27 protein-coding genes and 1 pseudogene are annotated in these 26,912 nt (G+C 47.3%); 10 read left to right on the forward strand and 18 right to left on the reverse strand.

Translation table 11 applies throughout. The features are described 5' to 3' along the window. Window positions 1-18 precede the first annotated feature (18 nt). Complete coding sequence (locus tag QMZ64_RS12640; protein ID WP_301441341.1) at window positions 19-1,782, reverse strand: ABC transporter substrate-binding protein; 1,764 nt, start codon at window positions 1,780-1,782, stop codon at window positions 19-21. Window positions 1,783-1,897: 115 nt separating this feature from the next. On the opposite strand from QMZ64_RS12640, the gene QMZ64_RS12645 reads away from it, so the two are divergent. After that, window positions 1,898-3,100, forward strand: coding sequence for an MDR family MFS transporter (locus QMZ64_RS12645; protein ID WP_301441342.1), 1,203 nt, complete (start codon window positions 1,898-1,900; stop codon window positions 3,098-3,100). A gap of 74 nt (window positions 3,101-3,174) precedes the next feature. Further along, a complete protein-coding gene (locus QMZ64_RS12650; protein ID WP_265627403.1) occupies window positions 3,175-4,794 on the forward strand; it encodes an AMP-binding protein in 1,620 nt (539 codons plus the stop codon). 44 nt (window positions 4,795-4,838) lie between these two features. Here the strand turns inward: QMZ64_RS12650 and QMZ64_RS12655 are convergent, their stop codons facing one another. From QMZ64_RS12655 to QMZ64_RS12665, 3 genes are read right to left on the reverse strand one after another with little or no spacing between them, the layout of a single operon-like run. Next, the gene (locus QMZ64_RS12655; protein ID WP_243939509.1) at window positions 4,839-5,408 is read right to left on the reverse strand and encodes a manganese catalase family protein; all 570 of its coding nucleotides are present in this window, start codon (window positions 5,406-5,408) and stop codon (window positions 4,839-4,841) included. A 21-nt stretch (window positions 5,409-5,429) separates the two neighbouring features. Next, window positions 5,430-5,693 carry a spore coat protein CotJB gene (locus QMZ64_RS12660; protein WP_145653642.1) on the reverse strand — a complete coding sequence of 88 codons (264 nt, stop codon included), beginning with the start codon at window positions 5,691-5,693 and terminating at the stop codon, window positions 5,430-5,432. 5 nt (window positions 5,694-5,698) lie between these two features. Then, a complete protein-coding gene (locus tag QMZ64_RS12665; RefSeq protein ID WP_152847512.1) occupies window positions 5,699-5,932 on the reverse strand; it encodes a spore coat associated protein CotJA in 234 nt (77 codons plus the stop codon). 209 nt (window positions 5,933-6,141) lie between these two features. Between QMZ64_RS12665 and QMZ64_RS12670 the strand changes: the two genes are divergently transcribed. Continuing rightward, on the forward strand, window positions 6,142-7,296 hold the full coding sequence (locus QMZ64_RS12670) for an AbrB family transcriptional regulator (protein ID WP_265627405.1): 1,155 nt from the start codon (window positions 6,142-6,144) through the stop codon (window positions 7,294-7,296). A gap of 24 nt (window positions 7,297-7,320) precedes the next feature. Here QMZ64_RS12670 and melA read toward each other — a convergent pair whose 3' ends face one another. From melA to QMZ64_RS12710, 8 genes are all read right to left on the reverse strand, one after another. Next, window positions 7,321-8,619, reverse strand: a complete 1,299-nt coding sequence (melA, locus tag QMZ64_RS12675) for an alpha-galactosidase MelA (RefSeq protein ID WP_265627406.1) — start codon at window positions 8,617-8,619, stop codon at window positions 7,321-7,323. A gap of 30 nt (window positions 8,620-8,649) precedes the next feature. Further along, window positions 8,650-9,480 (reverse strand): carbohydrate ABC transporter permease, encoded by an 831-nt coding sequence (locus QMZ64_RS12680; RefSeq protein ID WP_243939506.1) that lies wholly within the window; start codon window positions 9,478-9,480, stop codon window positions 8,650-8,652. After that, window positions 9,481-10,404 carry a carbohydrate ABC transporter permease gene (locus QMZ64_RS12685; protein WP_301441349.1) on the reverse strand — a complete coding sequence of 308 codons (924 nt, stop codon included), beginning with the start codon at window positions 10,402-10,404 and terminating at the stop codon, window positions 9,481-9,483. Between the two features lie 42 nt (window positions 10,405-10,446). Then, a complete protein-coding gene (locus QMZ64_RS12690; RefSeq protein ID WP_265627410.1) occupies window positions 10,447-11,700 on the reverse strand; it encodes an ABC transporter substrate-binding protein in 1,254 nt (417 codons plus the stop codon). 114 nt (window positions 11,701-11,814) lie between these two features. Next, window positions 11,815-12,852, reverse strand: coding sequence for a LacI family DNA-binding transcriptional regulator (locus QMZ64_RS12695; RefSeq protein WP_265627412.1), 1,038 nt, complete (start codon window positions 12,850-12,852; stop codon window positions 11,815-11,817). A 172-nt stretch (window positions 12,853-13,024) separates the two neighbouring features. Continuing rightward, the gene (locus QMZ64_RS12700; protein ID WP_265627413.1) at window positions 13,025-13,141 is read right to left on the reverse strand and encodes a phosphatase; all 117 of its coding nucleotides are present in this window, start codon (window positions 13,139-13,141) and stop codon (window positions 13,025-13,027) included. Then, the gene (locus QMZ64_RS12705; protein WP_265627415.1) at window positions 13,141-14,238 is read right to left on the reverse strand and encodes a Rap family tetratricopeptide repeat protein; all 1,098 of its coding nucleotides are present in this window, start codon (window positions 14,236-14,238) and stop codon (window positions 13,141-13,143) included. Before QMZ64_RS12705 ends, QMZ64_RS12700 begins: the two co-directional genes overlap by 1 nt. A gap of 215 nt (window positions 14,239-14,453) precedes the next feature. Beyond that, window positions 14,454-14,933 carry a DUF2690 domain-containing protein gene (locus tag QMZ64_RS12710; RefSeq protein ID WP_409365397.1) on the reverse strand — a complete coding sequence of 160 codons (480 nt, stop codon included), beginning with the start codon at window positions 14,931-14,933 and terminating at the stop codon, window positions 14,454-14,456. Window positions 14,934-15,119: 186 nt separating this feature from the next. Here QMZ64_RS12710 and QMZ64_RS12715 point away from each other — a divergent pair, with 186 nt between their 5' ends. Beyond that, window positions 15,120-16,895, forward strand: coding sequence for a S8 family peptidase (locus QMZ64_RS12715; protein WP_265627417.1), 1,776 nt, complete (start codon window positions 15,120-15,122; stop codon window positions 16,893-16,895). A 143-nt stretch (window positions 16,896-17,038) separates the two neighbouring features. Here the strand turns inward: QMZ64_RS12715 and lepB are convergent, their stop codons facing one another. Together lepB and QMZ64_RS12725 are read right to left on the reverse strand one after the other, a co-directional pair. After that, window positions 17,039-17,557, reverse strand: coding sequence for a signal peptidase I (lepB, locus tag QMZ64_RS12720; RefSeq protein WP_128822839.1), 519 nt, complete (start codon window positions 17,555-17,557; stop codon window positions 17,039-17,041). A 12-nt stretch (window positions 17,558-17,569) separates the two neighbouring features. After that, on the reverse strand, window positions 17,570-18,181 hold the full coding sequence (locus QMZ64_RS12725) for a TVP38/TMEM64 family protein (protein ID WP_043927307.1): 612 nt from the start codon (window positions 18,179-18,181) through the stop codon (window positions 17,570-17,572). Window positions 18,182-18,388: 207 nt separating this feature from the next. On the opposite strand from QMZ64_RS12725, the gene QMZ64_RS12730 reads away from it, so the two are divergent. Then, window positions 18,389-18,754: a YhjD family protein gene (locus tag QMZ64_RS12730; protein ID WP_265627420.1), complete on the forward strand. Its 366-nt coding sequence runs from the start codon at window positions 18,389-18,391 to the stop codon at window positions 18,752-18,754. Here the strand turns inward: QMZ64_RS12730 and QMZ64_RS12735 are convergent. Beyond that, on the reverse strand, window positions 18,748-19,326 hold the full coding sequence (locus QMZ64_RS12735) for a competence protein ComK (protein ID WP_026579946.1): 579 nt from the start codon (window positions 19,324-19,326) through the stop codon (window positions 18,748-18,750). The two genes, QMZ64_RS12730 and QMZ64_RS12735, sit on opposite strands and share 7 nt — an antisense overlap. Before the next feature lie 272 nt (window positions 19,327-19,598). Between QMZ64_RS12735 and QMZ64_RS12740 the strand changes: the two genes are divergently transcribed. Next, entirely contained in the window at window positions 19,599-19,832 is a 234-nt protein-coding gene (locus QMZ64_RS12740; RefSeq protein ID WP_020450828.1) for an IDEAL domain-containing protein, read from the forward strand. A 68-nt stretch (window positions 19,833-19,900) separates the two neighbouring features. Here the strand turns inward: QMZ64_RS12740 and QMZ64_RS12745 are convergent, their stop codons facing one another. Beyond that, window positions 19,901-20,758 carry an SDR family oxidoreductase gene (locus QMZ64_RS12745; protein ID WP_301441343.1) on the reverse strand — a complete coding sequence of 286 codons (858 nt, stop codon included), beginning with the start codon at window positions 20,756-20,758 and terminating at the stop codon, window positions 19,901-19,903. A 120-nt stretch (window positions 20,759-20,878) separates the two neighbouring features. Here QMZ64_RS12745 and QMZ64_RS12750 point away from each other — a divergent pair, with 120 nt between their 5' ends. The 4 genes and pseudogenes from QMZ64_RS12750 (at window position 20,879) to QMZ64_RS12760 (ending at window position 24,692) form a co-directional block, all read left to right on the forward strand. Continuing rightward, a complete protein-coding gene (locus QMZ64_RS12750) occupies window positions 20,879-22,429 on the forward strand; it encodes an FAD-dependent oxidoreductase (RefSeq protein WP_265627423.1) in 1,551 nt (516 codons plus the stop codon). Window positions 22,430-22,535: 106 nt separating this feature from the next. Then, window positions 22,536-23,069, forward strand: a pseudogene (locus QMZ64_RS23315) (protoglobin family protein); the annotation flags it as partial. A 264-nt stretch (window positions 23,070-23,333) separates the two neighbouring features. Further along, a complete protein-coding gene (locus QMZ64_RS23320) occupies window positions 23,334-23,828 on the forward strand; it encodes a methyl-accepting chemotaxis protein (RefSeq protein WP_377924883.1) in 495 nt (164 codons plus the stop codon). Window positions 23,829-24,119: 291 nt separating this feature from the next. Continuing rightward, window positions 24,120-24,692: a histidine phosphatase family protein gene (locus QMZ64_RS12760; protein ID WP_265627427.1), complete on the forward strand. Its 573-nt coding sequence runs from the start codon at window positions 24,120-24,122 to the stop codon at window positions 24,690-24,692. A gap of 31 nt (window positions 24,693-24,723) precedes the next feature. On the opposite strand, the gene QMZ64_RS12765 is transcribed toward QMZ64_RS12760, so the two are convergent. Both QMZ64_RS12765 and QMZ64_RS12770 read right to left on the reverse strand, forming a co-directional pair. Beyond that, window positions 24,724-25,749 (reverse strand): FecCD family ABC transporter permease, encoded by a 1,026-nt coding sequence (locus tag QMZ64_RS12765; RefSeq protein WP_301441344.1) that lies wholly within the window; start codon window positions 25,747-25,749, stop codon window positions 24,724-24,726. Continuing rightward, window positions 25,746-26,744, reverse strand: coding sequence for a FecCD family ABC transporter permease (locus QMZ64_RS12770; RefSeq protein WP_322784722.1), 999 nt, complete (start codon window positions 26,742-26,744; stop codon window positions 25,746-25,748). Before QMZ64_RS12770 ends, QMZ64_RS12765 begins: the two co-directional genes overlap by 4 nt. Between the last annotated feature and the right edge of the window lie 168 nt (window positions 26,745-26,912).

Below are 26,912 nucleotides of genomic sequence, written 5' to 3' on the forward strand. Positions count from 1 at the left end.
AACCCAATGGAGAGGCTCTTACAGAAGAGCCTCTTTTTTGTACCAGATGCCGTAAAAATCAATCCATCCTTCTTCGTTAAGCGCAATGCCTTGAATGGCTTCCCCCGCTTTGACGCGAATATTGTTTTGATAAAGCGGAATCGTGTAAACATCTTCTGTCAAAGCGCGGTCCGCCTCACAAAGAAAGCTGATCCGCTTGGAATGCTCATCGATGAAACGAAGCTCATCCCTCATCAAGGCGGATTTCCTCTGCCATTCCCCCGGCAAATGGACATGTAAAAAGCTGTTTTCCGTTAAAAGGAGGTGAAGCCAGCTCATTTCTTCCGAACGCCCGAATGTCGCACTGTCGTGAATCAAATCGGCTTTTGCGATCACTTCTTCCTTCATGAGCTCATCCGCTTTCATATAACAAACCTCTAGTGCGATGCCGTACCGCCTACACCTCTTTTGGATCCATGACGCATCCTCCCGGTGATCCGGTTCGGAAAACGTATAAAGCAGAAGCGGATCGTCTTTGTAATCGCCTTCCGTGAGCAGCTTGCCGATGTCGTCGTCCCCGGATTCAGGCGGAAGACCCTTGTTTAGAAAGCCACCCGCCGGAGCCGTCCGTTGTCCGGCTAATTCACTGACCATATCTGAAGGAGAAATGATTTGCCGCAAAGCCTTTCTGAACGCCTTATGTTTGAGAGGCCCCGATTTGTTTGCATTCAACGAGAGGTACTGAACATTCCTTTCCTCGTGCCATTCATCGAAAACCCGGCTTTGTTCTTCTTTTTCCATATAAAAACCGTAGTCGACAAAAGAAAAATTGCCATCCATATACCATAGTTCGATCCGGTCTAAAAAAGCCCGCCCTTGAAAATATCGCTCATGCGCTTCAAGCGCGAGAATCCGGTCATCCCGGCGGACAAGTCTGAAAGGACCCGTCCCGATCAACAGCCCGTCATTCTGATGGCGGTTTAAAATAGACAGCCTTTCATCGCAAAGATGATGCAAAAACAGCGAGTTTTTCGCCTTTAAACAAATATCAAAGCTATATTCATCCCTGACGGCAACGTTTTCGATATCCTCTGCGAGCCATTTGCATTTATTTTCATCATCCAGCTTAAAACGCTCAAACGAGTATTTAACATCTTCGGCTGTCAATGTTGAGCCATCATGGAAATAGATCCCTTTCCTCAAATAGAACGTCCACGTTTTTTGGTCAGCGTCACATTCCCAGTGATGGGCAAGATGCGGCATAAAACCTCCTTCCTTTTCATTAAAACGGATCAATGTATCACATACCTGCTTCACGATATGGCTCTCTGAACGCAGATAAATACGGCGCGGATCAAGACGCTTAAAATGATCCGGCTCCATCGCGGTCATGAGCCTCAGCACATCTTTTTGCCTGCTGCCCTCCGATTCGGTCTGAAAGCCGAAAACGCGCTCGAGCCACTCTTTATATGAAGGCAATGCGCCCGGACACGAATGCTGATATGCTTCGAGAAGGTGTCTCGCCCGGTCGATTTTCCCTTCTTTCGTATCATTTTTCGCCGTTTCAAGCAGCAGTTCACAAGGTTCTTTTAAAAAGCGGATTTCTGATTTGTTTCCTCTCCCCCTTCCCCTTTTCCAAGCAATCCACTGCAAACCTTCAAGTTTCGCTAAAATCAGTTTTGCGTTCCTCGGTGTGCAATACAGAATATCCGCGATTTCATTAACTGAAATCTCTTCTGCCTCCCCTTCGCTTTCGCATTTAATTGCCGCGGTGAGTTCCATGTAATGTTCGATCGATTTCATTTCCGTTATCCCCCGCTTTTTAAAAGGGGAAATTTCTCCCCTGGTTTTCTGTCCTTTTTACTGATGATTTTACATTTTACACTAATTGCACTGCTATGTTGAAGGAGGAAATGATATGAACCGTTTAAAACAAAGGTACGGTTCCCCCGTGCTGATTTGCTTCTTCGGAGAGTTCCTGACCGGAATAACGGGAGCCATGCTGGCCCCTTTCCTCCTTTTTTATCTGTATGATGTGCTTGGAACCGGCATATTGCCGGTTATGCTCGTCATCGGGGCAAGACCGCTGACGGAGGTCGCGGTGACGCTGGCCGCAGGAGGACTGACGGACCGGATCGGAAGACGGAAGGTCATCCTGGCAGCGCTCGCCTTTCAGACCGTCTCTGCCGCCGGTTTTATGATGGCGGATCACATTTGGCTGTTCGCTTTTTTTTATGTACTGAACGGTATCGGGGGAGCTTTGTACATCCCTGCACAGCGGGCCCAGATAACGGACAGCACCGAAAGCGGGCGTCGCTCTGAAGCGTTCGCTGTCCTTCATGCCATTGAAGGGTTGGGCGCCGCGGTCGGTCCGGCCGCCGGCCTTGCAGTCTATTCCTATCAGCCAAGCCTGATGTTCGGCTTTCAGGCATGTGCATTTTTTCTCTATTGGCTTGCTGTTTATTTTAAAATGCCCGAGGTATGGCGGTCAAAAAGGCAAAAGGAGATTTTAGAGAGGGAAAAACTTCTTTCCGCAAAAAAGGTATTTCTTCAGCACCGTCCGGTTCTGTCCTTGATGTTCTTGTCGGTCCCCGTCAGCCTGTTCTATGCTCAGCTGGAGTCAAACTACCGCCTTTATCTCGAAACTCTTTTTGAAGATTTCCTATTCACCTTGACTGTTTATACAGTGTGCCGCGCCCTTCTTAGCATTACGATGCAAATTCCGCTCGTCAAATGGACGGAAGGACTGAACATCAAAACGGTCGTTTCCATATCATACGTATGCTACGCTGTGGCAGCGATTGGTTTCGCTTTTTCATCATCGATCTTTTGGCTGCTCTCGACTGCCGTTTTATTTACGGCGGCAGAAAGCATGCTGCTGAATCACATGCAAACCTTTGTCTCGCGCCTTGCTCCCGATCATATGCGGGGCAGATATTTTGCATTTTTCGGCCTGCATTGGGATATTTCCCGGACAATCGGTCCTTTTATAGGCGGGATGATGTTCATCAAGTTCGGCGGGGCAGCGCTTTTTCTTGCCATTGCAGGAATCGTGGCTGCCAGCGGGATTGCACAATATCGAACAGTGTTAACATTATCTTCCCGGCTAAGAAAAAACTAACCCTTTTTAGTACCTGGTATTAGAACAAAGTGCTATAATAGAAACAGTTTTTATTCGGGAGGCAAGGAGGCATTATGATTACATTAAAAAAACAAACGATCGGCGGGCTTTTAAAATCAACCGCCGGCCGGTTTCCGAATCATGAAGCGGTTGTATATTCTGAGCTCGATTTAAGATATTCGTATCAGGAGCTTGTTGAAGAAACTTCTAAAATTGCAAAAGGGCTGCTCGCGCTCGGCATTCAAAAAGGAGAGCATGTCGCCATCTGGGCATCCAATATTCCGGAATGGATTCTGCTCCAGTTTGCGACGGCGAGAATCGGCGCTGTGCTCGTCACCGTCAATACAAGCTATCAGGCGAGAGAACTTGAGTACTTATTGGTACATTCCGATTCCACCACCCTCTTTCTAATGGACGGCTACAAAGGGACATCCTATATCGATATGGTCGACGAGATCAAGAAAAATCCGGAAAAGCTGCCGAAGCTGAAAAATCTCGTCTACCTTGGCAAGAATAAAATCCCTGAACATATGACGGCTTTTGCCGACATCGCCAAACTGGGCGAAACGGTCTCTGATGCCGACCTTTTCGAAAGAGAGCAGTCACTCACACACGATGATGTGATCAATATGCAGTATACATCGGGAACAACCGGCTTTCCAAAAGGTGTTATGCTGACTCACTACAATATCGTCAATAATGCGGCGATCGTTGCCGACAGAATGGGGCTGACGAGCGAAGACAGGCTGTGTATTCCGGTTCCTCTGTTTCACTGCTTCGGCTGTGTGCTAAGCACGCTTGCCTGTGTCGCGTCAGGCGCGGCCATGCTGCCGATCATCGAATTCAAACCGGACATCGTCCTGCAAACGGTCGAAAAAGAGCGCTGTACAGGACTGCAGGGTGTGCCGACAATGTTTATCGCCGAGCTCACCCACCCCGATTTCGCAAACTATGACCTATCTTCTTTGCGGACCGGAATCATGGCAGGCTCCCCGTGTCCTAAAGAAGTCATGAAAAAAGTGATGAAGCAAATGAATATGACGAATATCACAATCGCATACGGACAAACGGAGTCTTCACCCGTGATTACGCAAACAACGGTCACCGACACGATCGAACGCCGCGTTGAAACCGTCGGTAAAGTGCATCCGCATGTAGAAATGAAAATCGTCGATCCTGATACGGGGGAAACGCTCGGCCCGGATGAGCAAGGCGAACTGTGCACAAGAGGATACCTCGTCATGAAGGGATACTATAAAATGGACGAAGCCACCAAAAAGGCCATTGATGAAGACGGCTGGCTCCATACCGGCGATTTGGCCGAAATGGACCGGGACGGATACGTAAGGATTACCGGGCGTTTAAAAGATATGATCGTCCGCGGCGGTGAAAACATATACCCGCGTGAAATAGAGGAATTCCTTTATGAACATGAGGATATTGTCGATGTACAGGTTGTCGGCGTTCCTGATGAAAAGTACGGGGAAAAAACGGCGGCCTTTATTAAATGCCAGCCGGGCAAAAAGCTGACGTTTAAAGAGGTCAGAGATTTTTGCAAAGGACAGCTTTCGTATTACAAAATTCCGGAGTACGTATTTCTGGTCGACGAATACCCGCTGACCGCATCCGGAAAAGTCCAAAAGTATGTGCTGCGCGACCGCGCAGAAGAGCTGCTTGCGAGCCCTGTGCAATAAATAAAAAGCCGAAAATATCAATCGTATTTTCGGCTTTTTGCTGTTTAAAATACTTTTTTACGGTCGCGCTCTTCCTTCAAAATTTCGACAGCTTCGCGGAAGCGTTGTGAATGAATGATTTCCCTTTCCCGTAAAAACGCCAGCCCGTCATTTAAATCAGGATCATCCGACATGTCAATCAGCCATTGATACGTAGCCCTCGCTTTTTCTTCAGCCGCTATATCTTCATATAAATCGGCAATCGGATCGCCTTTTGCCTGGATGTATGTAGCGGTGAATGGAACGCCGGCAGCGTTATGGTAAAACAGGGCTTTGTCATGGTCTGCGTAATGATCGCCGAGACCGGCTTCCTTCATCTGTTCGGGTGTCGCGTCTTTTGTTAATTTATATACCATCGTCGCAATCATTTCAAGGTGAGCAAACTCTTCCGTACCGATGTCCGTCAGCAGTCCGACGACTTTATCAGGTATGCTGTAGCGCTGGTTCAAATAGCGGAGTGCCGCAGCCAATTCGCCGTCCGCTCCGCCGTATTGCTCGATCAAAAATTTGGCAAGTCTCGGATTGCATTCTCTCACCCTAACAGGATACTGCAGTTTTTTCTCATAAAGCCACATGAACCTGACTCCCTTCCTCTATTAAACTTGCCACGGCCAAGGACTTCTTTTCCAACTCCAATAGGATTCCGTCTGATCCGGGCTCCCTTGCGTCAAAGGGCCGTATTTTGATTCAAACTTCGCTTTCAGTTTTCTTGAATATCCAGCATACTGGTTGTATTGTCTGATGGCGTCGGTATCATCGGGATGTGTGTCAAGATAAAGCATCAGCTCAACGATGACAAAATCGACGGCCTGAATTTCATGGAGCCTTTGATAATAGTCTTGCGGTAAAGAGTTCGTCACCCCCCTTACCTCCCATCTTCATACGGATTTTCATAATGATCGTAAAATACGGGCCAAAGCGTCCCTTTTTGCAGCGCCTCCATCGGGGAAAACTGCGGAAGGCCGCGGGGCTGAAAACCTAGATATAGATTTGGAGGGGTTCTGTAGTATTTTTTACCGATCGGAGGACACGGATCAAAAGCGCTGTGAAACGGACGATACGATTTGACTTTGGTGAATGATTCCTTGGAATGTTTCATATCGGTTCACCTCTATTTATGATCGAATCTAATTTAATGTATTCATATGTTCGATCTGTTATGTTCAAAAATGAACGATCAGTTTTTCTTATTAATCTTTTAAATAAATTCGTATTTTACCAATCACTAAAATTATTATATAGTGATATAGAGAAATATTTTACTTAGTGAACAAAATGATTGCAGTAATCAGGAAGAAGGTTTTTCATTTGAGGGAAAAAAGAGATTTCCTTCGGGATATATTATTGATATTAATCAGCAGCTTTGGGGGATTTCTTCTCTCATTGACCGGCATGACGATCGGCTGGATGGTCGGCACAATGACTGCAGCTGCTTGTCTGTCGCTGTTTCGCCTGTCACCGTTAAAGGCTGCTGTCAGACAAAACGGCATCCATCATGGCTGGCTTCAGTTCGGCCAAATGCTATTGGGAATTGAGCTCGGCCAGAAAATCAACATGTCCGTGATTTCGATCTTTAAGGAAAATTGGCTGATTGTCGGCATTATGCTCCTCCTTTCCGTCGTGTTCGCCATGCTGTCGGGCTTTGTCTTGTGGAGGTTCAGCAAGACCGATATGCTGACGAGTTTTGTGGGAACGGCCCCCGGCGGGCTTTCCGCGATGCCGGGCATCGCTCAGGAAGTGGGAGCGAACACGGCAATCGTCAGTCTCGTACAGATGATACGTGTGCTTCTGGTCGTCATGACCATTCCCTTTTTCGTTTTTTTCATAAATGCGAAGCAGCCTGACGCCCATGCTGCCGGCAGTCAAGTGATCGCCGCGGGAACATCGGCATTTGAAGCGCCTCATCTCGCATGGACTGCGCTGATCGTGCTGGGCGGATTCGGGGTATGCAAAGCGATGAAAGCACTGCGGTTTCCGGCGCCATGGCTGCTCGGAAGCATGACCGGTGCGGCCGTTCTGCAAATCGCAGGCGCTTCAATGACCGGGCTCAGCGCAACAGCCTGGTGGCCCCACGGCTTTTCAGTGCTGTCGCAAATTTGTCTCGGCGCGACGATCGGTTCAAAAATCAGCAAAGAAATGTTTATCGGTGTCAGAAAAACGCTGATCGTCGCACTTGCCAGCTCCGTCGGACTGATCATTGCGATGATTTTAAGCGCCGCCGTCACCGCTAAAGCGGCAGGCATTTCGCTGACAACGGCCATATTGGCGTTTGCTCCGGGGGGAATCGCGGAAATGGCGACAACATCTGTCACGCTTCACGCCGACTCTACGTTCGTCGTCGCCGTCCAAGTGTTGCGGGTCGTGCTCGTAATCGCGATGCTTCCTCCATTCTTCCGATTGCTTCATCAAAAGTCGGAAAAATATTCACACCCCCGCCTGAAAAAAGCCCGAGCTGAAGGCTGATTCCTTCGCTCGGGCTTTATTTTTTTATTCAAATTCCGGCAGCCAGTCGCCGTGTGCTTCGATCAATTCATCGCACATGCTTACGATATCATCCATCGATAATTCCGCAGCCGTATGCGGATCAAGTAATGCAGCATGGTAAATGTGCTCTTTTCTTTTTGTTATTGCCGCTTCAATCGTTAACAGCTGTGTATTGATATTGGTGCGGTTTAAAGCCGCCAGCTGTTCAGGCAGCTCGCCCGCGGCGCACGGAGTGATCCGGTTCCGCTCAGCGACGCACGTCACTTCAACGACGGCTTTTTCGGGAAGGTTTGTAATCAATCCTTTATTCAAGACATTTCCGCCGAATGTAAACGGCTGTCCGGTTTCCATCGCTTCGATGATTCTTGAGCCGTATTCGTTTGACCGCTCGTGGGTTAAGTTCCGGTTACCGACGATTTCGCCGCGCATCTTTTCCCAGTTTTGAATCTGCTTCTCGCACCTTCTCAAGTATTCATCAATCGGAATATTCAGCTCTTCAATCAGTTCGGGATAATGGCTTTTGATGAAATAAGGGTGGTACTCCGCATTATGTTCGGACGATTCGGTCACATAGTAGCCGAATTTATCCATCAGTTCAAATCTGACCATGTCATCATGTTTCATTTTCTGTTTTTCTTTTGCCCGTTTTTTGATTTCTGGATACAAGTCTTTTCCGTCTTGCTTGACTTCAAGAAGCCAAGCCATATGATTAATGCCGGCGATTCTTTCTTCGATTCGTTCATGCTTCATGCCGAGGGATTTGAAAAGGTCTTTTGTGCATACTTGTACGCTGTGGCAAAGACCGACCGTTTTCACGTCCGTGTAGCGAAGAAGCGCACCGGTTAAAGAAGCCATCGGGTTTGTGTAATTTAAGAGCCAGGCGTCGGGCGCCGCGCTTTCGATGTCTTTTGCCATATCCAATAAAACGGGTATCGTCCGCAGCGCCCTGAATATCCCGCCGATTCCGACCGTATCGGCAATCGTCTGCTTGAGGCCGTACATTTTCGGGATCTCAAAATCGATGACTGTGCCCGGTTTATAGCCGCCGACCTGAATGGCATTGATCACATATTTCGCCCCCGCCAAAGCTTCTTTTCTATCGTCATAAGCACGGATCGATACCTTGTTATTATAGCGGTTTTTTAAATGCTCAAGCATGTCTTTAGATTCTTTGAGGCGCTTCGGATCGATATCATACAAAGCAAATTCAAATCCGTTGACCGCCGGAACCATCAGACAGTCCCCCAGCACATTTTTCGCAAAAATCGTGCTTCCGGCTCCGATAAAAGCAATTTTAGTCATTCATATCTTCCTTTCCCCGTGAAATTTCCGCTAACCTTTTAGCGCTCCTGCTGATAATCCTTTTATAAAGTACTTTTGCAGGAATAAAAATAGAATCGTCATCGGCAGCATCGCCATCAGCGAAGCTGCAGCCACCAAGTGCAGGTTGTTCGCATTTTGCCCAAAAAATCCGGCAATCGCCACAGTCAAAGTCTGCACACTTTTGTCTTGAAGGAAAAAGATCGAAAACTGATAGTCGTTCCAAATGAATACACAGGCAATAATGCAAATCGTCGCAGTCACCGGCTTTAATAAAGGAAAGACGATTCTGAAGAAAATGCCCGCCGTGCTCGCCCCGTCGATTCTCGCCGCCTCTTCAAGCTCTTTCGGAATCGTCGAGCGGATAAATCCGGCATACAAAAAAATCGTCAAGGGCATATAAGCCGCCGTATTATTCAATATCGCGATCTCGAGCGTATTCAGCATGCCGAATTCCACCACCATTTTGTATAAAGGAACCATGGATGTCAGCGGCGGAATGATCATAATGCCAATAAACAGGAAGTATACGGCTTGATTGAGCTTTGTTCTGCGCCTGGCGAGGGGATAGGCCGCCAGAGAGCCGATCACAATCAACAGAGCCGCCGAAGCAAGAGTGATCGCAGCGGTATTGAAAAACGAGCCGGCCAGACCTGCTTTATCCCATGCTTCTGCGAAATTACCGAGGCTGATTTCGTCAGGGAACTTCCATTTCGAGCTGAAATCCCCCTTTGCTTTCAGCGCGGTCGTCAGCAAAATATAAAACGGAATCAGGTGGAAAATGGTAATGCATGCCGCCAGGGCCGTCCACAGCGCCCGCTTCTTTTTCTCTTGGTGATTCATCTAGGCTTCGACCTCCTTGCGCTTAAAATAAATAAGAGCCGTAAAGCTGATCAGCAGTATCAACGCCGCCATGAAAACCCCCTGAGCGGCTGCATAGCCGGCATCCTGCCTTTTAAAATACAAATCATACATAAAAGTCGACATCGATTGCGAAGCATTTCCCGGACCGCCTCCTGTCAGCGCTAAAATGACATCAAACAGCTTCAGTCCGCCGATGATATTGATGACCATATTGATTGTGACAGAAGGCATCAACAGCGGCAGCGTAATCTTCCAAAACTGCTGAAAACCGCTTGCTCCATCGATTTGCGCTGCTTCATAAAAATCTTTCGGAATGCTTCCGAGACCTGCTAAATAAATGACCATCGCAACACCGACAAACTGGTACGAATTGACAAATACAATAATCCACGGATTGATTTCCGGGCTGCTCAAGGCGTTTACAGGACCTGCCCCGAATAATTTCAGCACATCGTTCAAGGCGCCTCCTTCATAGGAGAAGAAAAAATACCAGATATACCCCATGATCAGCGGGCTGATGATGACGGGCAAATAGACAACCGTACGTGTCAACGCTTTCATTCTGATGCTTTTAAACAGCAGGAGGGCATAGAGAAGACCGATGACATTTTGCAAAATCGTACTGCCCAGTCCATACAGGAGGGTGTTTCTGACGACAAGCCATGTGGCCGGGTCGGCCAGCATCCGTTTATATTGGGCAAAGCCGATCCAGTCATACGACTGTGAAAAACCGTTCCAGTTCGTAAACGTGATTTTAATGCCGCTCGCAAACGGATAAATTATAAAGATGGATACAAGCGCTAAGGCGGGAAGATACATCCACCAGAGCGATCCATTTTTTCTCACAAATCCCCTTCTATTTTCCGCAATAGTCAGACTTTTTTCTTTAGCTAATTCGCTCATCATTTCACCCTTCTTTTTTCATCATGATGATAACGATCCTTTCTATTGTTCTTGTAATCTGCTGTATTCCTGTTTCATTTTTTCCGATACCTGCTTCGGCGTTAACGTACCGGCCAAAAGTTCCTGTCCCGTCGTCCCCATGACGTCCCACATTCCGCTCGGGAGATAGACGCGGTCAAAGTACGGTTCGATTTCGATTTCTTTATATTGATCATAAAACTTAGAATAGTAGTTTTCTGCTTCTGTGTTGGTTAACGCTTGAGGAAATGAGGTGGCTTCGGTGATCTTTTTCGCATATTTGGGCTGTGCGGCAAATTCGATAAACCGCTTTGCTTCTTCGAGGTGTTCTGAGTCTTTCCAGACAGCAACGGTATGACGCTCTCCTCCAATCCAGCTCGGTTTGTCGCCTTCAAAAACGGCTGGCGTCGGCATCACGCCTAACTGGATATCGGGGTTGACTTCTCTCGTATCAGGGCCGATCGATGTGACTGAGAGGGTAAAGCCGATTTTTTCTTGTGCCATTAGTTCGACCAATTGCGACGGTTTTGCCGTCAGGATATCTTTATTGATCAATTGCTTTTCCTGCATTTCTTTAAAGGTTTCTGCGAGAAGTGTGTAGTCGGACCAGTCGAATGTGCCGTTTTCCAAAGCTTTTTTTTCATTGCGGCGATCATCTGTGATGAGAAGCGGGGTGGCAAACTGATCATAAAACTGAGCTAAAGCGCCTTTATCTGAACCGGCGAACCAAAAAGGAATGACATTCCCATTGCTTTTTTCTTTGATCGTTTCCAGCGCGTGCATCAGTTCGTCCAACGTGTGCGGGGGCTTGAGGCCGTATTTCTTCAACAAACCGGCATTGTAGACGATTCCGTCTTTTGCCTGATTGAAAGGGTAGGCATATACTTTTCCTTTTTCATCCTTCAAAATCGGATCGAGGTTTGGGTCGAGATGCTTCACCCAATCCATGTCTTTTAAATCTGCGGTGTATTCCCCGTAGCGGATCTTCGCCCAGCCGTGCGTATCGAACAAGTCAGGCATGTCATTTGCCGCCATTTTGACGCGCAGCATATTTTCATAGTCCGGGCCGGGGAAGCTGATATCGATTTTGATGCCTTCATTTTCTTTTTCAAAATCATCTGCGATGCTTCTGAGCGTGTTTTTTTCACTGTCGTTTGTCATTGTCGAAAACATTGTGAGCGTGACGTCTCCGTTCTTTCCGGCATTCTTTCCCGAGCAGCCCGCTGCTAGTGCAGGCAAAATGATCAGAAGAATAAAAGAGAAAATGATTTTTTTCATCAATTTCACTCCAATTATGAAATTTTGGCGAGGGGTAAAAAGCGCTTTCATTTTTTACTGTAATTTAGTAAACCTGATCGCCTCACCTCCTTGAAAAGCGCCTGATCCTTGCCATTAGCTCCGCTTACTGAATCCGCAGCTTTCCCGAATAATCAGCTCTGAAGGTATGGTCACTTTCAGCGGCAGTTCCCTTCCTTTCATCCTGTCGAGCAGCAGTTTTACACCCGTCCGGCCCATCTCTTCTGTATGAACCTTTACGGTAGTCAATGGCGGATTAGCAAATTCGGACGCTTCAATGCCGTTGAAGCTGACGATGGCAACATCTTCGGGAACCTTGAGTCCCGATTCGCGAAGAGCCCGGAGCGCGCCGATGGCCATCGAATCGCTGGCGATAAAAAAAGCTTCGGGAACGTTTTTCTCAAGAAGCGCTTTTTTCATCAGCTCATAGCCTTGCTGCATCGAATACTCGCCGACATAAATATGCTTCGCGTTTTCCGATCCGGCCATCTCCAGAAACGCAGTCAGCCGTTTATCTTCGATTTCAATGGCGTTTGTTTCCTGATCGCTGATTCGAAAGTGCTTTTTTTCTCTTCCGCCGATATAACCGATCCTTGTATAGCCGAGCGATTTCAAATGGTTCAGCGCCCTCCCCGTCGCCTTCTCAAAATCGACGACAACCGAGTCGCGCAGTTCTTCATTATCAGTATGGTTGATGTACACGACGTTGTTGAGCGCCCCCATGCACTGCTGCAAGCCGGCAAAATTGATCCTTCCGATGACGATTAAGCCGTCGATATCGCCTGCAGGCTGATTAGAGCGGATGCTGCTCAGCTGAATAAACTTCGTAATAAACGCTCCTCTATCAAAACACTCGCTTTCAATTCCTTGCCTGATGGAATAAAAGTATGGATCGTTCAGTTCTTCTTCCTGTGATTGGCAGACAACAATGCCGATGCGCGGGCTTTCCCCGCTTTCTGAGACATATACGTCGCGGCGCCTGCGCGGGCTCTTATAGCCGAGCCGGTCTGCAATATCCAAAATCCGCTGCCTTGTTTCAGGAGCCACTGCTAATGACTGGTCATGGTTCAAAACCCTTGAAACCGTTGTGCTTGATACTTTAGCCTGAAGCGCAATGTCTTTAATCGTCGCCATTTTCATCCCGCCCTGTCTTTAAAATCCATATTCACTAAACTTTACTAAAGACATCATAGCAAACGGAGAAAACGTTTTCAATATTTTAAAAAATCAGAAATCAGATTTCTCTACAAAAAAACCCGCCCCATAGCTCAGGAGCGGATGTTAAATATTATTCCGGGTATCCGATTTAACCGACCATCTTTTCAGCAATCTGCATGTCGCCGGATGGCGAATGAGTCTCTGCCGCAAACCATCCCGAACATACGACGGCAGCAATCGCAGCAGCAATGAACAGTTTTTTCATCACATTCCCTCCACTTTTTTCATTTTTTCTTCCGCTTTAATCGCTTCCAAAAAGAAATGTGCGGCCTCTTTATAAAGAGACTTTGATCTGTAAACATTGGCCGTTAAGAGTGAAAGTTCTCTGGCGCTGTCGTATTGCTTTGCTTGAAACAGGATGTCTATGTTGTCTTTGCAGACTTTAACCGCCTGTTCACCATCTCCTGTATAAGCCGCATATAAAATATCGATTTTAGCGTCAAATATTTCATTCGCCGCAGATTGCGATCTTTCCTTCCCTTGCTTGTAAAAGGCTGCGGCGCGTTCATAGTCTCCGGTTTTAAACAGCTCTTTGATCATTAAAAACACGGCATTGAAATAATAATCCGATGCAGCATATGCATGATCATTCAAAACGATTTCCAAAAATTGAATGCTCTTGTCCGATTTGTCCATCGCCGCATAAAGCAAGGCAAAATTATGAAGGAGCTGCATTTCTTTAAAATGGTCGCCGGCTTTTCTGACAGTATGGATTGCTTCTGTTAAATATTCTTCCGCCTCTGTATATTTCCCCATCTCGGTATAATTTCCGGCCATTGTAATATAAGTTGAGACAAGGTTCATGTCATGGTCGCCATGTCCTTTGAAAATTTCCATCGCCTGCCGGGTATGGTTTAAAGAGACGATATTCTGGCCCAGGTAATAGTAGAGCTTTCCGACTTTATCGTGAAATTGGGCAACTTCAATTTCATCATGTACATGAGCAAGCTTCTTCTCGGCAATTTTATAGAAGCTGATCGCCTGCTCATAATTTTTTTTATACACTTCATAAGCTCCTGAAAACAGGTAGTAGTAATAGGATGTCATATGTGATGCAGCACTGTCGCCGGCCGTTACGTCGTGCTGCTCTATCTTTTTGCCTCTCGCATCGTAGAGCATAATTTTATGCCGCAGTTCCAGCAGGGAATAGTAGATCAAAACTTCCTGATCTTCCTCCATGTCTGCCAGCAGCGGTTTGATTTGTTCAAACAGCCTGATCGACTGTTCAGCATCGCTTCTTCTAATGGCGCGGTACCATGTATTGAGCATGTTGGCGACTTCTTCCGCGGCGATTTTGTTCATATAAGACTCCTTTCTCCCGATATTCGATTTTATATTCTTTATCCAACATCATACTATAATTTTTCCAATCTATAAATTAATAGTAATGGTTCTTTATTCATATCCCTCTCTAAAACCGGCCTGTCCAATCATTATTACAGGTCAAAGGACTCCTTTTAAAACAGGCCAGCCGCAGCAAAAAAGCACCCTCTTTAATGAAGGTGCCGGCTTTTCAATTAATATGAACTTGTATACGCGTAGGTTAAGGCGCCGGTTGACGGGTTGTAGTATTTGCCCATCGCATACGCTGATCTTGGATCAAGATCGTAAACCATCGGCGTATAACAGGAAGTTTGCCCCGGCAGCACTTTCCCGTTTCCTCCAGAGGAACCGCAGTTCAGTTCTTTCCCATCGGTGTTTCTCTTCACGTACGCATTTGCCTCCCATCCTGAAAGCACAGGTTTATCAAGCGTAATTTTAGCCCAAGCGGTTTTACAAACACTGCTGAATTTTAATTCTACGATTCCGAATTGTTTATTGCTTGAGTCGATCAGCCTGGCCGTTGCTTTTGTCGAGCCGCTTGAAGCGCAATCATTATAGTAAGGACTTTTCCCGTCGTACGAATGGTCCTCGGCGTGCACAGCCACTCCATTCGTCATGAAACACAAGAGAACAACCAGACACACACTCCAAAACGCAGCCAGACTTTTTTTCATCGAAACCCATCTCCCCTTCTTTTCATCTCAAACCTCCGGCGCCCGTATGTAAAGCGCACATTTGAGCATATTACGTTTTTAAAATTTTATGCCGGCTATTTCCCGCAGGAGCTCGTTTTTCTCTTTGAAAATTCAAAAATTCTCCGATATATATAGCGAATGCCGCTAAATAAGGAGGAGAGCCGGATGAAAAAGTTATGGAAAATCGCGGTGTCCGCTGCAATGTTCGTCGGTTTTTTCGCAAATTCACCCCGCATTCAAGCGGAAAGCAATAAGCAGGAAAACGAAGTCATTGTCGTATATAAAAATGCCAGCGGAAAAGAAAACGTCATCGAACAAGCAGACACGGTAAAACACGTTTACCGGCACATTCCCGCAGCCGCTGTCACTGCGGACGACAAAACAATGCGGGAACTTGAACAAGATCCCGACGTCCTGTATGTCGAAGACAACCTCCCGGTAGCTGCTGCCGACAGCACCGTTCTAAAAGCTGTCTCCAGCAGTACAGCGCAAACCGCCTCGGCGTTTTCACAGTGGAACATCAAGCCGATTCAAGCCGCACTGGCTTGGAGTAAAGGTTTGACCGGGAAACAGGTGAAAATTGCGATTATTGACAGCGGGATTTCCCCCCATGAAGAGCTGTCAATCGCAGGCGGTGCATCGATGGTCGGCTATACCGCTTCATACCGTGATGATAACGGCCACGGAACCCATGTTGCCGGAATCATCGGAGCGAAGCATAACGGACGAGGGATCGACGGCATCGCGCCCGGCGCGCAGCTCTATGCCGTCAAAGCGCTGGACCGGAATGGTTCGGGGGATCTGAAAGGCATCTTACAAGGCATCGATTGGTCGATCCAGCACGGAATCGATATCATCAATATGAGCCTCGTCGTTTCAGGCGACAGTCAAGTTCTCCACGATGCAGTAGATAGAGCGTACAAAAGGGGAATGATTTTAGTCGGCGCGAGCGGAAATGCCGGAAACGAAAAATCCGTTTATTACCCGGCCGCCTACAGCAGCGTCATTGCCGTCTCGGCCACCAATGAAAAAAATCAGATCGCCTCATTTTCCAACACCGGCAGCGCCGTCGAGTTTGCCGCTCCCGGCACATCGATTATCAGTACATCTTCCGACCGCGGCTATGCAATCGGAAGCGGCACTTCACAGGCAACGCCGCACGTCGCCGGAATGTTTGCTCTTTTGAAACAGCTGTACCCAACCGCTTCAAATGCTGAGCTGCGCAAGAAAATGCAGATTTATACAAGCGACTTGGGCGCTCCCGGCCGTGATCATTTGTTCGGCTACGGATTAATCCGCTTCAAAGAGATCACACAGCCGTTGGAGAAAGCGCAAAAAGCAGTCGGACAAGCGGAAAAGACAAAGAAAAAAGCGGACATTCAAACCGCGCAAAAAGCGATCGAACCGCTGCCTGCAAACGCCGATAAAACCGCTTTAAAAAAGAGGCTCGATGCTGTTAAAGAGCAGCTTAAAAAGACAGTCGAAAGCAAAGTGAAACTCGCAGAGAAGCAAAAAAAGAAAACGAATGCCGACGCAGCCCAAAAAGCGGTCAATGAACTCGACAGCGGCACTTTCAAAACAAATTTGCAAAAACGGGTCAACGCGGTCCGCTCAAGCCTCTTGAACACCGCAAAGCAGGCCGTTGCCAAAGCTGAAAAAGCGGCCACAAACTCAAACCTTGGCAAAGCGCAAAAAGCGATCAATGAGCTGCCAGCCGGAAAAGACAAATCAAATCTGCAAAAAAAGCTGAACACCGCAAAAAAGCAAGCCGCAGCAGCCTATAACAAAAAAGTGGCAGCGGCGAAAGCCAAAGTTAAAACGGCTGAACAAAAGAGAACGAAAAAAACAAAATCGGCAGCACAATCAGCGGTCAGCAAGCTGAAAGCATCCGCCGAAAAAACGAAGCTGCAAAAACGAATCAATGCGATCAAACTGAAATAGCAAGAAAAAAAGCCCGGAATCCAGGGCTTTTCTTGCGAATACGTCTTTTTTGATGCTGTTCTGCAAATTGACATTTTCGGACACGACATCTGCGAAATCGTATTCCTTTCGGCCGGCCGCTTGCTTTCCGCCGCATTCTCCAATCACTTTTTATCAATTCTTTCCGTCACAATCCCGACGATGTCCCGGTCTGAAACAAAGCCGAAATGGCGGCTGTCAAAGCTGTGGATCCGGTTGTCCCCGAGGACGAAGTACTCGTTTTCAGGCACCTTTTCTTCTCCGGTCACTTCCTTCAGCGTAAAATCCCCTGTCAAGTCCCCTCCGGCAGTGACGGCTTTTAAATCGTCCAGATAAGGCTCTTTGATCTTTTCTTCGTTGATATACAGCTGATCATCTTCATACCGGAGGGTTTCGCCCGGAAGCCCGATCACCCTTTTAATGAATATATCTTTGTCAGGTCCTTTAAACAGCACGATGTCAAATCGGCTGATCGTTTTAAAGTGGTGGGCGAACCTGTTGATCAAAAGTTCATTGCCCTCCTGAAAGGTCGGATTCATGCTGACGCCTTCTACTTTATATTCAATGAAAACGGCATTTTTGACCTGAATCCCGATGACGATGACAAGCAGCACCCCGGCTATGACCAAAAAACGCTTTTTCAATTCTGTGTCCCCCTAGTCTTTCTCTCTCTGGCTGAATCTCACGTTCAGACGATGTTCAACCCGTTTTCCGGCGTACCATAAGATCAGCATGACGATGATCACGGCAGCTGTCCGCAAAGGCTGGGTAAAAAGCGCCTTCAGATCATGGCCGACAAAGCTCACCATAAAAATCATCACGAACTTGCCGCAAAGCACCGCCAGTGAAAAAGGCAGCAGGCTGACTCTCGAAAGTCCGGCCACAACATTTACCGCCGCCGAAGGCGTGAATGGAAAGCAAAGCAGGAGAAACAGCGGACCGAAGCCCCGTTTTTCCACCCAGATCATCAGTTTTTTTACGGATGGATGCCTGCGGATAAAACCGAGTGCTTTTTGCTGGCCGAAATGGCGGATAAAAAGAAAAACCGCTATAGAGCCTAAAGATGCCCCGATCCACGTCAACAGGAACCCCTGCCATAAACCGAACGAATTTACATTGGCGACAACAAACACGAGCAGGGGTAAAAACGGGAGCAGCGCTTCAATAAACGGCAGCAGTACGGCTACAAAAGGACCAAAAGCCCTGTAGCTCTGAAAAAACTCTGTTAAATTCTCTTCTGTAAAATAGCTGAATAATTGCTCCAACATTGATTCTCCTCAGGGCGGTTGTCTACTTCTATTCTACACTTTAAATCAAAAACTTTAAATCATCCGTCTCGGTGTTTTCTGTATTAGTCTGAAACAACTTGATCATTTTAGTCATTTTTTCCCGTTCTTGATTAAAAGGCCGTCTTTCGTGTAAAATAAAAACAGAACAAACGTTCCTTATCAACAAAAGAAATGAGGAGAAAAGCCATGACAAGAATTCCCGCCGAAGCCAGGGATATGATTGAAAAGGCAATTTACCTCCCGATGACCGTCAGCATATTAAACCGGGACATGAAAATCATCCAGCAGGGGCCGTTCAAGCTGAAAGACCCTTATCAGCGTCTGATCGAACAGGCGTTAAAGCTTGCCCAGCGCGATCTGTACGACGTAAAAAATGAACTGCGCCGGCGGAAAATCAAGGTGCATGAAGTGTCACGGGATGAAGCCTTTACGATGTATTCCTTTATATATGAGGGATACGAAGAAGAGCATAACTATTTTAATCCCCGCATCCGCAACCAGGTATCCAAGCTTCTTGAGCACTATTTATTCAAAGCCGCTCCCGATCAATAGCGCTTTTTCAGCTCCCTGAGGATGAATTCGTATATCAGCTGATTCCTGTCTTCCTTCGGATAGAGCATAAATTCCTGTTTCTTCTGCATGGCGTTCCCTTCAATCCGGTCGATAAATTTTGTTCTCAGCCATGCCGTTCGGTAAACCTGGTTTTCAAAAGATGTGATGGATACGGGCAGCTCCAGCGTTTCCCCGTTGACAAACGTGACAAACGTGTTGTCATACTTTGCCGCGCAAAACTCGTGAACATGCGCATGGGAAAGCCACCCGCACTGAGGACGAGTTGAGGAAAATGTGGGAAAAAGAAAAATATTGTTTGAGTGATCCACCATGATCGGCGGTTTATGGGAAACTTTAATGACTTCATATGTGCCCGCTTTTCTCCCCGCATAGCTCGATCCGAAATAGCGGCAGCTTCTTTCGATGATCTGAAACGGCTTCATATTGACGCGGAAAGTCCTGTCGGTCTCGAGTATTTTTGAGGCGGGTTTCTCCCCCTCTCCCAGAGGCAGGACAGCCATTGTCGAACTGTTTACTTCATACGTATCTTTTGTCATATCCTCTGTGCTCATCATGATCCTCCTAATCGTTAGTAAATTTATACTATTAATCTAACATTATCCTTTACAAAACGACAGGATTTTTTCCAATTAATTTGAAAATATGTTTTTTAAATTCCATTTTTATGTTTTGTTCGATTAAATCCGTGTTTCTTTGTCCAAATATACAAACTTTTATTCTCATAAACATGCATCTTCGAATAATTATCTAAAAATTATAAATACTTATTGATTTTTTGCTGCGTAATCCATATACTATAAAAAAGGCATCAGGGGGAATCTTTATGAAAGAGAAAAAGTCGTACGCTGAGCTCATGAAGTCCCGCAATACCCAAAAGGTGAAAGAACTTGATGTAACCATCACGGATATCTACATTCAAATGGTCCTTGATGAATCGCTTTTTAAACGGCGTTTGCACACGCTGAACAAGAAGATTAATGAAGCGTTAGACAAAGGAGATAAGCAATCTTTCCTTGAACTTTCAAGAGAATATACAGCGCTGAAAAAGCACGCATAACGGCCAATCCCTCCCGGATTGGCTTTTTTACGCAAAAAAGAGCCGGCTTATGAATAGTCCCGGCCCTTTTATCCGTTAATAATCGTTCCGCCGTTGACATGGAGCACTTGGCCCGTCATGTAAGAAGAATCATCGCTGGCTAGAAACAAATAGCTCGGCGCCACTTCAGCAGGCTGTCCGGGCCGTTCCATCGGCGTTGTTGAACCGAATATTTCGACCTCTCTCTCCGTAAACGTCGACGGAATCAGCGGCGTCCAAATCGGACCCGGCGCCACCCCATTCACACGGATGCCCTGATCGACCAGCGACAAAGCGAGCGAACGCGTAAATGATGTAATCGCTCCTTTCGTCGAAGAATAATCGATCAGCCTTTCATTGCCGGCATAAGCCGTAATCGAAGTGGTATTGATGATTGAGCTGCCTTTTTTCAAATGCGGCAGCACAGCTTTTGTCAAATAAAACATGGAAAAAATATTCGTCTGAAACGTACGGATCAGCTGATGGCTCTTAATTTTTTCGATTCCCTTTTGCGGATGCTGTTCAGCCGCATTATTGACGAGTATATCGATCGTTGGGAATGCTTCCTTTGCCTGGCGCACCACATCGTTGCAAAAAGCCTCGTCTCCGATGTCTCCTGCGATCAGCTTGCATCCGACCCCTTCTTTTTCCACATACCCCTTCGTTTCTTCTGCATCGCGGTGTTCATTTAAGTAAACGATGACAATGTTCGCGCCTTCCTTCGCAAACAAAACGGACACGGCACGGCCGATTCCGCTGTCTCCACCCGTAATAATCGCGGTTTTCCCGGCCAGTTTCCGCTCTCGTTTCGGCCGGTCAAAAACGGGCCGGGGATCCATCAAATACTCCAATCCCGGACGCTGCGTTTGGTGCTGGGGAGGCAGAACTTTCTTCGGCTGCTTGCTCAAAACGATTCCCTCCTTCACATCGATTCAACCTTACTATTTTATGAAAACGCCCCTTTTTTATGACAAGCCGTTTCACATGCATGATTATTTCTCAATTGGGAAAATTTAAGAACAAAACAGATGCATGATGGAGGGAATTTTGTGAGCAATCAAGAACGAAAATTGCCGGACTCGCCTGAATCGTATTGGAGAAACAGTACAGACCTTCCTTCGTTCGAGGAACTGTCTGAAGATGTCAAAACAGATGTTGCCGTCATCGGGGGCGGCATGACCGGACTGACGACTGCTTATTTACTGACGAAAAAAGGCTACAGTGTCGTCTTGATCGAATCCGGCCGGATACTCGACGGAACAACCGGCTATACGACAGCGAAAATCACCGCGCAGCATGATCTGATCTATGATGAGCTGATAGGTCATATCGGAATGCCGAATGCGAGACTGTATTATGAAGCAAACCTCAAGGCGCTGTCCTTTATCAAAAACCTCGTGCTTGAGCAAAAGATCCCGTGCGATTTTGAAGAACAGGACGCGTGCATTTACACAACTGAAGAACAATCAGTCCAAAAAATCAGAAAGGAATATGAGGCATACCAAAAGCTCGGGATTGACAGGGAATTCATCAAAGATCTCCCCGTACCCATCGATATGAAAGCAGGACTTGTCATGAAAAACCAGGCCCAGTTCCATCCGCTTCACTATTTGAAACACCTTGCAGAGGCCGTCCGGGAAGCCGGCGGAAAAATTTACGAAAACACGGCGGCTAAGGAAATCAAAGAAGGCGACCGGCCGAAAGTGCTGACAAGAAACGGGCATCAAATCTTCAGCGATTATGTCGCGTGCTGCACGCACTTTCCGTTTCATGATAAAAAAGGCTTCTATTTTGCAAGGCTTGAGCCGAGCCGGTCATACGTGCTCGCCGTCAAGCCAAAAACGCCGTATCCAGGCGGCATGTATTTAAGTATAGATCAGCCTTCACGCTCGCTCCGTTCGGTGACGATCGACGGAGAAAAAATGGTTCTTGTCGGAGGTGAAAGCCACAAAACCGGCCAGGGAGAAGATACAATCAAGCATTATCAGGCGCTTGAATCATTTGCGGAAGGCGTGTTCGGCATTGAATCGATCCCTTACCGCTGGTCAGCGCAAGATTTAATCACGCTTGACAAAATTCCGTATATCGGGCCGATCTATCCGAAAGAAAAGCGCATTCTCGTCGCCACCGGCTTTCGAAAATGGGGCATGACAACGAGCACCCTCGCCGCGCAGTTGATGACAGACCATATCGCAGGCGAAGACAATCCTTATCAAGCCGTCTTTCAACCGGCCCGTTTCCACCCTGATCCAAGCATCAAAAAAGTCATTTCCTATAACGCGGATGTTGCAAAACACTTTGCCGAAGGAAAACTCGAACAGCCGATCAGGAAGCCGGAAGACCTTGTCAACGGAGAAGGTGCGGTCGTATCACATGCCGGGAAACGTGCGGGTGCTTATCGCGATGAAAAAGGCGAGCTTCATCTGGTTGACACAACATGCACCCATATGGGCTGCGAAGTCGAGTGGAACGACGGAGAAAAGACGTGGGACTGTCCGTGCCACGGCTCAAGGTATTCGGTCGACGGCGATGTCATCGAGGGTCCTGCCGTAGAACCTTTGAAAGATCCGGAAAGCTGAGGTGTACAAGTTAAAAAGTAATGAAAAATTGCCGATAAAAAGATAAATGCTGGAAATTTCATAAAAACGGCAGTTTTATCATTAACGATTACAGGGGGATACGATCGTGTTATTCAAAAAGGATAGAAAGACAGAACGATCATTTTTTGCTGAAGAAGGTCCTGACCAAACAAAAAGAATCAGGCTCAATCAGCACGCAGAATTTAAAAAACAGCTAGCAATGGTCGATTTGACGGATGAGGATCTTTGGGTGCTGAGCAGGCTGAAGCCTTTAGTCACTGAACATATCGAAACCATCGTCACCCGGTTTTACCAAAACCTTGAGCATGAAAACTCTTTGATGGAGATCATCCATGACCACAGCTCAGTCGACCGTCTCAAAAAGACATTGACGATCCACATCCAGGAAATGTTTTCAGGTGTCATCGACGAAGCCTTTTTAGAAAAAAGGATCCGGATCGCCCACGTTCATCTTCGGATTGGGCTCTTGCCAAAGTGGTATCTGGGGGCATTTCAAGATCTCCTTCTTTCCATGCTGTCAATTTTTGAAAACGCATTATCCGATGAGGAATACAGGCGGTCAGTCAAAGCCGTCACCAAAATTCTCAACATCGAACAGCAGATCGTCCTCGAGGCCTTTGAAGACGAGCATGCAAGGCTCCGCAGACTTGATGAAGAGAGCAAAAATGACCTTCACCGGCAAATCAAAGATACTTCCGGTTCTTTGGCCGCTTTATTTGCCGAAACAACGGGCGCTGTACAGGAATTGGTCGACAAATCGTCCGAAATCGCCGAAACGTCAAGAGCCGGAACGAAGACAGCTGTTTCTGTCGAACAAAAATCGATCGGCGGAAAAAAGGAGCTTGAGGAGCAAGAACAGCAGCTCAATCAAATGGGAAGCAGCATGACGCAAATCGAGCAGGAAATTAAAAAGCTGGAAGAAATCGCGCTGCAGATCGAAAAGATTTTCGGAATCGTAACAGGCATTGCCGAGCAGACGAATTTGCTTTCGCTCAACGCCTCGATCGAATCGGCAAGGGCGGGAGAGCACGGCAAAGGGTTCGCAGTCGTCGCAAACGAAGTCAGAAAGCTGTCCGATGATACGAAAAAAACCGTCTCCACCGTATCTGAGCTCGTCAATAACACAAACGCGCAAATCTCGATCGTCACGAAGCATATTACAGATGTAAACGAACTCGTGAACGAAAGCAAAGACAAGATGTCGGAGATCAATCATCTATTCGATGATATCGTCTCCAATATGAAAACGAGCAAAGAGCAAAGCGGCCGAATCGAGGGCGATCTGCAGGCATTTTTAAGCGGCCTTCAAGATGTGAATGCCGCCGTGTCACAAGTCGCGGTTTCAGTCGATTCTCTCGTAGAGCTGACAAAAAAATAAGCCGCTACCGTACACAGGTCAATTCATGACCTGTGTATTTTGCTTTTGCAACCTGATTCTATTACGTTATTTGAAAGTCTGCTATGCAAGTCAAAGATATATTCACAGCCATAATGGCAACGCTCAGTGATGTTTTCAATTCCGCAGAATCGGCGCTACGCTCCTGTTTGAAAAAATCGTGTAAATGTTGTTCTGTGCCAGTCATATTTCGTGGTTCTGTTTTTTAAATTTAGTATAATAGCCATATCACCGAAAAACGCGAAAGCCGACATCGAAAGGAGATTTTTCAGAATGACTGCGATTTGTTTGATCCGGCACGGCGAGACGGACTGGAATGCTTTAGGAAAACTGCAGGGAAGAACCGATATTCCTTTAAATGAAACAGGTCAAAAACAAGCAAAAGAAACCGGGGCGTTTTTGAAAGGGTCTGACTGGGACGTCATCATTACAAGCCCTTTAAGAAGAGCGAAAGAAACCGCTGAAATCATCAATCAATACCTGGGACTTGAAATCATCGAAATGGAAGATTTCATCGAAAGGAATTACGGAGACGCAGAAGGGATGCCATTCGAAGAAAGAACGAGGCTCTATCCAGATAAAGAATATCCGAATCAGGAATCAAAAGAAGCGCTTGCCGAACGGCTGATGGCCGGCGTTCAAAAGGTGAGCGAGCGGTATCCGGACAAAAAAGTGCTGATCGTCGCACACGGAGCCGCGATACACACTCTTCTGTCAAAAATCTCAAACAGTGACATCAACCTGGAAAATACGAAGCTCGTCAATGCCTGCCTAAGCAACATCAAATTCCATGAAAATAAATGGCATGTGAAGGATTACAATCTTTCACACCATTTGTCAGATTAAAAAAAGACGGCATGGTTGATGCCGTCTTTTTTTATGCTCTCCCCCGCCTCGCTTCGCGGCGCAGCAAATAGATAAAATACGGACCGCCGATAATGGCTGCGATCAATCCGGCCGGGATTTCAAGCGGCGGAACAAGGCCTCTTCCGGCGGCATCGGCTATCAAAAGAACGATGCCGCCGACGAGAGCTGAAACGGGAATCAAGATCCTCGTTTCAGCCCCTGCCAGCTTTCTTGCGATATGGGGCGCCATCAGCCCGATAAAACCGATTGTTCCCACGGCGGTCACAGCCGCAGCTGTCAGCAGAACCGCGCCGGCAAGCAGCAGAAACCGCGTTCTTTCAAGCCGGAGGCCGAGGCCGACGGCAATCCCGTCCCCTGATTTGATGATATCGAGCGGTTTTGCCGCAAACCATATCGGAGGAATCACCAGACAGCACCATATGAAAAGAGACAGTACATCATCCCAGCCTCTCCCCCACAGACTTCCGTTCAGCCAAATTAATGCGTTGTTTACATTCGGGCTCCCCCTTGAGATGAATAGCTGAATACCCGAATGGCAAAAAGCATTGACCGCGATCCCGACAAGCGCCAGCCGCACAGGAGAAATCCCGTTTCGATAAGCCAATAAATAGACGAGAGCAGCAGCCAAAACGCTTCCTGAAAAGGCGGCGCCCGTCAGGAGAAGCGGACTTTGCTGTGAAAACAAGACCGTAACGATCACAGCGCCCAATCCCGCTCCTCCTGTAATTCCAAGCGTGTCGGGTGCGGCCAGCGGATTTTTCATTAGCGATTGTGCGACTACACCCGCGATTGAAAGCGCCCCTCCCGCAAGCACAGCGAGAAGGATGCGCGGCATTCGAAATTCCATCACCAAGAAGCGGACTCCCGCATCCCCTTGCCCTGCCAGTGATTTCATTACGTCCCACAGTCCGATGTTTTCATCGCCGATCGCCAAATTGAGCACAATGAGCATCAACAAACAGGCGCATAACGCAGAGAGGACAAGCGCCGATTGCCCGCGCCGTCTTTTCGTTTTTCTTGCCGTATTGTTCATCATGCCGCCCCCTTTTTCCGTCTTCTCGCCAAACAGATAAAAAACGGCGTCCCGATCATTGCCGTGACAACTCCGACCGGCGTTTGGTACGGAAAATAGACAAAGCGGGACAGAATATCGGCAAACAGCAAAAGAACGGCTCCAAGCAATGCCGAATACGGAATCACTAACCGATAGTCAGCCCCCATCAGATACCGGATCATATGAGGAACCATCAAACCGATGAAACCAATCGGTCCGGCAGCGGAAACGGATGCTCCCGCCAGCGCGACAACAGTGAAGGCGATGAACAATCTGCTGAGCCATACGTTTTGTCCCAGCCCATGTGAAACATCATCTCCGAGACTCATGACGGAAGCCGCCCTCCCTAAGGCCAAAGCCGTCAACAAACCCGCAATGCTTACCGGAATCAACAAATGAAGCTTATCCCACGAACTCCCCGCTAAAGAACCGGAAAGCCAAAACAACAGCGTTTCCGTCGACTCTTCATGAAAAATAAGCAGCATTTGCGTCATCGAAGCAATGATCGCCTGAATGACGACACCGATCAAGGCAAAGCTGATATCCCTGTCGTGTTCGCTGAATACTGAGGCAACCGCGTACACTACGAGCGCGGCCGCGGCACCGCCGGCAAAAGCGGCTCCCATCGCTGTCTGGGGAGCGGCAAGCGCAGGAAACATCACCGTCAAGCATACGACAGCAAGAGAAGCCCCTGCATTGATTCCGAAGATGCTCGGAGATGCGAGTGCATTTCTTGTCACCGCCTGCATCAGTGCGCCCGCGGCCCCTAGATTCGCGCCGATGAATGCGGCAGCCAAGGCGCGCGGAATTCGGATGGACTGAATAATCGCGTGCAATTTTGAACCGTCGTACATAAACACAGCTGCCCAAATGTCGGACAGCGCAATCGTTGACGAACCGATTGAAACAGAAAGCAAAAAACCCGCGAGCAAAAGAAAAACAAAAATGAGCGGTGCAAAACGTTTCATATATATCAAAACAGGTCACTCCTTTAGAAAAAAACAAGCGCATGCTTTTGTAAAAAGCATGCGTCAGATTGTTGACAAAATCCCAAAATGGCTCTTAGTTTTGGGATTTTGTCATCCTTTCAGCGTGATTGAAAACCCTTGCAGTCTAGGAAGGCCGAGCATCGGAGCGGAGCGAAT

Source organism: Bacillus sp. LB7, from assembly GCF_030449715.1.
Lineage (GTDB): Bacteria > Bacillota > Bacilli > Bacillales > Bacillaceae > Bacillus > Bacillus paralicheniformis.

Coding starts and splice junctions, on each gene's coding strand:
- QMZ64_RS12640 (WP_301441341.1), bottom strand. CDS start 1,782: ATGAAATCGATCGAACATTACATGGAACTCACCGCGGCAATTAAATGC.
- QMZ64_RS12645 (WP_301441342.1), top strand. CDS start 1,898: ATGAACCGTTTAAAACAAAGGTACGGTTCCCCCGTGCTGATTTGCTTC.
- QMZ64_RS12650 (WP_265627403.1), top strand. CDS start 3,175: ATGATTACATTAAAAAAACAAACGATCGGCGGGCTTTTAAAATCAACC.
- QMZ64_RS12655 (WP_243939509.1), bottom strand. CDS start 5,408: ATGTGGCTTTATGAGAAAAAACTGCAGTATCCTGTTAGGGTGAGAGAA.
- QMZ64_RS12665 (WP_152847512.1), bottom strand. CDS start 5,932: ATGAAACATTCCAAGGAATCATTCACCAAAGTCAAATCGTATCGTCCG.
- melA (WP_265627406.1), bottom strand. CDS start 8,619: ATGACTAAAATTGCTTTTATCGGAGCCGGAAGCACGATTTTTGCGAAA.
- QMZ64_RS12680 (WP_243939506.1), bottom strand. CDS start 9,480: ATGAATCACCAAGAGAAAAAGAAGCGGGCGCTGTGGACGGCCCTGGCG.
- QMZ64_RS12685 (WP_301441349.1), bottom strand. CDS start 10,404: ATGAGCGAATTAGCTAAAGAAAAAAGTCTGACTATTGCGGAAAATAGA.
- QMZ64_RS12690 (WP_265627410.1), bottom strand. CDS start 11,700: ATGAAAAAAATCATTTTCTCTTTTATTCTTCTGATCATTTTGCCTGCA.
- QMZ64_RS12695 (WP_265627412.1), bottom strand. CDS start 12,852: ATGGCGACGATTAAAGACATTGCGCTTCAGGCTAAAGTATCAAGCACA.
- QMZ64_RS12700 (WP_265627413.1), bottom strand. CDS start 13,141: ATGAAAAAACTGTTCATTGCTGCTGCGATTGCTGCCGTCGTATGTTCG.
- QMZ64_RS12705 (WP_265627415.1), bottom strand. CDS start 14,238: ATGAACAAAATCGCCGCGGAAGAAGTCGCCAACATGCTCAATACATGG.
- QMZ64_RS12710 (WP_409365397.1), bottom strand. CDS start 14,933: ATGAAAAAAAGTCTGGCTGCGTTTTGGAGTGTGTGTCTGGTTGTTCTC.
- QMZ64_RS12715 (WP_265627417.1), top strand. CDS start 15,120: ATGAAAAAGTTATGGAAAATCGCGGTGTCCGCTGCAATGTTCGTCGGT.
- QMZ64_RS12725 (WP_043927307.1), bottom strand. CDS start 18,181: ATGTTGGAGCAATTATTCAGCTATTTTACAGAAGAGAATTTAACAGAG.
- QMZ64_RS12730 (WP_265627420.1), top strand. CDS start 18,389: ATGACAAGAATTCCCGCCGAAGCCAGGGATATGATTGAAAAGGCAATT.
- QMZ64_RS12735 (WP_026579946.1), bottom strand. CDS start 19,326: ATGAGCACAGAGGATATGACAAAAGATACGTATGAAGTAAACAGTTCG.
- QMZ64_RS12740 (WP_020450828.1), top strand. CDS start 19,599: ATGAAAGAGAAAAAGTCGTACGCTGAGCTCATGAAGTCCCGCAATACC.
- QMZ64_RS12750 (WP_265627423.1), top strand. CDS start 20,879: ATGCATGATGGAGGGAATTTTGTGAGCAATCAAGAACGAAAATTGCCG.
- QMZ64_RS23320 (WP_377924883.1), top strand. CDS start 23,334: ATGACGCAAATCGAGCAGGAAATTAAAAAGCTGGAAGAAATCGCGCTG.
- QMZ64_RS12760 (WP_265627427.1), top strand. CDS start 24,120: ATGACTGCGATTTGTTTGATCCGGCACGGCGAGACGGACTGGAATGCT.
- QMZ64_RS12765 (WP_301441344.1), bottom strand. CDS start 25,749: ATGATGAACAATACGGCAAGAAAAACGAAAAGACGGCGCGGGCAATCG.